The sequence below is a fragment of the Pseudovibrio sp. POLY-S9 genome (assembly GCF_001431305.1).
In the GTDB taxonomy this organism is placed as follows: domain Bacteria; phylum Pseudomonadota; class Alphaproteobacteria; order Rhizobiales; family Stappiaceae; genus Pseudovibrio.
The window spans coordinates 1-4,319 of sequence record NZ_LCWX01000122.1 but is presented as its reverse complement, the minus strand read 5'-3'; the positions used below and the strand labels follow the sequence as shown (position 1 = coordinate 4,319).

The 4,319-nt window shown below is 46.0% G+C and carries 2 protein-coding genes and 1 pseudogene; 2 read left to right on the top strand and 1 reads right to left on the bottom strand.

What is annotated here, in order from left to right; genetic code table 11:
• Positions 1–642, top strand: a pseudogene (locus tag PPL9_RS09500) (hypothetical protein); the annotation flags it as partial.
• A 691-nt stretch (positions 643–1,333) separates the two neighbouring features.
• Here the strand turns inward: PPL9_RS09500 and PPL9_RS32355 are convergent.
• Entirely contained in the window at positions 1,334–1,849 is a 516-nt protein-coding gene (locus PPL9_RS32355; RefSeq protein WP_057462479.1) for a hypothetical protein, read from the bottom strand.
• Between the two features lie 622 nt (positions 1,850–2,471).
• On the opposite strand from PPL9_RS32355, the gene PPL9_RS09490 reads away from it, so the two are divergent.
• Positions 2,472–3,308, top strand: a complete 837-nt coding sequence (locus PPL9_RS09490) for an AraC family transcriptional regulator (RefSeq protein ID WP_057462478.1) — start codon at positions 2,472–2,474, stop codon at positions 3,306–3,308.
• The last annotated feature ends 1,011 nt before the right edge of the window (positions 3,309–4,319 follow it).

Sequence of the window (4,319 nt, the reverse complement as noted above, 5' to 3'; positions counted from 1 at the left end):
CTTGATAATTTGCCCGGATACGTATTGCCAAACGGCCCCAGCAAAAGGCGGGCAAACGGTCACGTCACAGAGGAAGAGAGTAAGATATTTGCGAAGCAAGCCGAAGATGACATGGCAGCCTTTTTAACCGCCCGGGCGAGCGAACTTGTATCAGGCGGCAAGCTTATGGTTCAGGTCTTCGGCTGCACAAATGAACTCCGCACCTGCGACGGCCTGTTCGATCTTCTCAACGACGCTCTTCTAGCGCATGTCAAACTCGGCAATATATCCTCGCAAGTATATGAGAGATACTACCAGCCAGTCTATTTCCGCAGTCTGGAAGAGCTGACATCCCCTCTAACGAACCCAGCGTATAATCTGGCCGGTCTTTACACACTGGATCGAACAGAAAGCTATGAAGTCCCTGTCCCCTTTGTTGAAGCTTACAAGCAAGACAAAGATCTGGATCGCTACGCCACCAATTATGTGAACTTTTTCCGAGCATTCACTCAGGCAGTGTTGCGTGGAACCCTCCCCGACACACCGTCAAAATCAGATTTACTGGACCAGATCTACAAGACAGCAAAAACCCTCTTGAAGGCGAACCCGGAAGATTACCCATTCCGCAACATTTCCGTCGCAATGCTCCTGACACGCAAATAACCGCTCTGTTGCAAAGTCTAGCGCAGATAGATAATCATACTGCGCAGCATTTTGCCCAATAACCGAACTTGACACTATGCAAGACACAAATGTTGCAAGAACTAACAGCGTTGCTTTCTTCAAATCTTCTTGCTTCAGTGGCACAACCGTCGAAGCCGGGGTACAACGCACTTGGGGGCACCTCAGATTCCGATAAATACCAATATAGCTCAGGAACTTCTGAGTAGTTCAAGGTATGACACTCTAGGATGCTTCTGGGTGAGGCAGGCAAGTGGCAATCCCCCGCTAACTGATCGAGGTTAAAAGTAGAGATGTTGTTGCCTCATATTGAGGACTCACTTTAAAGAAATCTTGTTTCAGAGATTGCGTAACACTTTACCTAAGCTGTACTCAACCCTTGATGGAAACGTCCGAAGGTCCGCTCATGGCCCGAACTTCCAGACATTTCTAGCACGTAGCAGCGTGACCATACCTGCCATTTGTCCGTAGTCTAGGCGCTTCCAGTCAGCAAGTAGAAACAACCATAGATCAAGATAGAGTCTCGCCACTAAGTCATGGCCAGTCCAAACATTGGGTCCGCGCCTTATGGTGCGGACCTTTCTTATAGTGACAATCCAATTCGCGCTATGTCGCTCGGTAATCCCCCCATTCATGGAGGGATTACCGAGCGATTAAGCTCAGGGATGGATCACTATTGGCTCGCACTGTCACTGACAGCGATACTATCGGTGGTGCACGGTCCATAAGAGTCGATGCTAGACGAATCCTTATAAGTCGTCTTTGCTTTCAATGGCAGCAAGTCACCACAATTGGTGCATACTATATAGTCCATGGCTCGTCTCATTGGCATAATGTATTGCGCACCGTAAGTAGATTTTTGATTTCTTAGGAATCCAGACCCATGTCTGTATACGGCATTCACAATAAAGTCGTATCCATTGGTTATCCGGCCACAACCACACTCTGGTCCATTCATATACGCAGCTGTAAGATCGAGATTGTACTTGTCGTTTAGCAACCGTAATTCATCTTCGGTAATGTTCGATGCGTTTCTCAGGTCTTCGTCCGACTCGACCGACTCGGCGACCAATTTGCAGAAGTGATTGTAGATTCCTTCGTCATTGGTGAAGTAATGAAAGCTCTTTAAATTGTGACGATTGACAAAAAGCGCCTCTAACTCATTAACTGACGAAATGTAGTTATCCATTTTTTCCCCAATTCTCTAAGATGTTGCTCCGCAACTTGTGCAGGGTCTCAATGTTTGCACACTTGCTCGCTTCAATTGGCGGTCACCGAAATAAACGACAAACGCCGTGGTTATCGTTTGGGCTTTCCAAAATGATGTTCTAGTTGCCACCTCCCCTTCTTCCCGCAATGTTGTTTCGATAATCCACAAATGCTGCTTGCGGAGGACAGAAACACGCTCCTCAAATAGTACCGTAACGATATCTGGAGCGTGATAGGTTGCAAACTGTGATCAAGTTGGCGATGCAATCTCGGCTTGTTCTTGTCGGACTACGGCACTTTGGTTCGGTCACTTGTGTTGCATCTCACACCAATGCAAGTGTGAATTCGTCGTATGGGCCTAGCCTTCAAAACCCCAGACTGTTATTTTTTAGTTTCCGCCTGCCTCAACAAAGTCGACAATAAATCGGCCATCATAATTTGTATTATCTATATAACCCACGGCAACACGAAGTGTTAATATGGGTAATATTTGGAAGATAAGTAAACTCGAATAAAGAGGCCAGTTAATTTTAGTGCCTGAGTACGTTTTATCGACACCTGAATGAGGCGTCTTGTAAAAAACGGCAAGCTATGAGGGTTTTATGGAAATTTATAAAAAGTACCCTACGTCACCTAAGCTATTTTGTTACATTAAAGGATACCACGTTGCGGATCAGAAAGTTAACGATCTCACTGTTCAATCGCCTCCAACGGGTTACCCTTTACTGGGGCATATATGGAAGGGGATCGGGACGGTTGATGTGGCTGGTGAAACGATCCCTCAAATGAAACCTCCAGTTAGCCATTTTAGCGGGCAGCTGTACAAAACCAATGCATGCGTTCATTGGAAAGGACATATAGGCCATATACTCGCAGAGTTCACAGCAACAGGACTTTATGAGCTGTTTGGTATCTATGGTGATACGCTCGTTAACAGAACTGTTTCGGTGAACGAAACTGCTTCGGAGTTTGCAGCTGTACTGCAGGCAAAGCTTAACGGTGTCAAGGATACAGAGGACTATCTCATTTGCTTGCAGCAAGCACTCAAATGGCAAGCAGGTAAGGCGATTTCAGCGCCAGACTTTGTCGTTAAAGCAGTTCGCCTTATTGAAGAAGCCTATGGAGATATTAAACTGAAGCACCTGATCGAAGAGCTTAATATACCTGAAAGGACGTTGACGAGTCGGTTTAAAAAGATAGTTGGGGTATCGCCTAAGTATTTTTCTCGCATCACACAGTTCAATTATATCGTCTCAATCATACTTTCTGGTGAAGAACTACCCCTGTCGCATTTGGCTGCGGAGGCTGGATTTTATGATCAGGCACATTTCACCAAAACTGTACAAGAATTTGTGCTTAACGCTCCTTCTCGCTTCTTGGAAGGTGATGTTTCAAAAGTTTCCAGTTTCATCAGGCAAATGAATAAAAATACGCCATGATTTGGCCGTTAGTTTTTGGGAAGACCTAGATGAAACAGGCCACTTCAGGCCCTTCACGAAAATAGCTGAAGACGCTTCTGGATGAATTTACTCCACCCAAGCGAGAACCACACGAAGGGCAGCTAATGGCCCACTTTGCCAAATCCCCCACGACCTCAGTGCGTTGCATTTATATTCAGAAATCTGAGCCTGTCTCAACTAATTCGAGCCCAGTCTCAGGTAAATTGAGCAGAAGCGAAATTACAGTCTCAAATAATCTGAGTCCAAAATCTCGATGTTCTCAAGCCGAGCCGTCGATAATATCAAGCCGCTACACCTAACTGTGGCGAATTGCACTTATCCGTAGCTCGGATTGCAATCATCCGCCTCGGATCACTTTATTTGAGAATAGCTGTAGAGCGGACGAAATTGATCCTTCACTGCAGGAGCAAAAACTCTGATCAAAACCCCGCGATTGTATACGATAAGAGCCCTAACCGGATATTTTCTCGCTTTCATCAAAGACCGTGACTGAGGGATTAAGGGATGCTTGGAGCGTTCTAAGGCTCCACTCTAGCTCTGAAAACCTCTTGTCCTGGAGGACCCGTTCCGATTTTCCTTTATGTATCAATAGCTGGCTATTTTCGGCCGAGGTCTGGCCAAAAATGGCCAGCTGTTTGATGATGTTTATCAATAGCTTAGTTTGGTTGTGAAGGATCTACTGGTTTCTTAGGCCAAAAATGGCTTAAACTGACGCAGCGGAATATTGCTCGAAGTTCTGCTACCTGACCCCTCTTATGCGCACCGTAAAACTATTTTACCAAGCTTTTTCATAGTGTTGAAAGGGGTGTCTGTGTTTTTCAGGAGTGTTTTCGCACTCTGGCATGCAAGTTGCAACTGTGTTGGTACGCTGTCGCAGACTGGGGTCTGGGGTTGTGGCCCATTCTCATCAAATGGGGTTCATTTATTTGTTTTGCTGCGTCTATCCGCAAACGGAGGGCGCTCACCAGGAGCATACTATGCCAACACCCG

Bases quoted from the DNA above. Each gene is read 5' to 3' on its own strand.
- PPL9_RS32355 (WP_057462479.1), bottom strand. From the start codon at position 1,849: ATGGATAACTACATTTCGTCAGTTAATGAGTTAGAGGCGCTTTTTGTC.
- PPL9_RS09490 (WP_057462478.1), top strand. From the start codon at position 2,472: ATGGAAATTTATAAAAAGTACCCTACGTCACCTAAGCTATTTTGTTAC.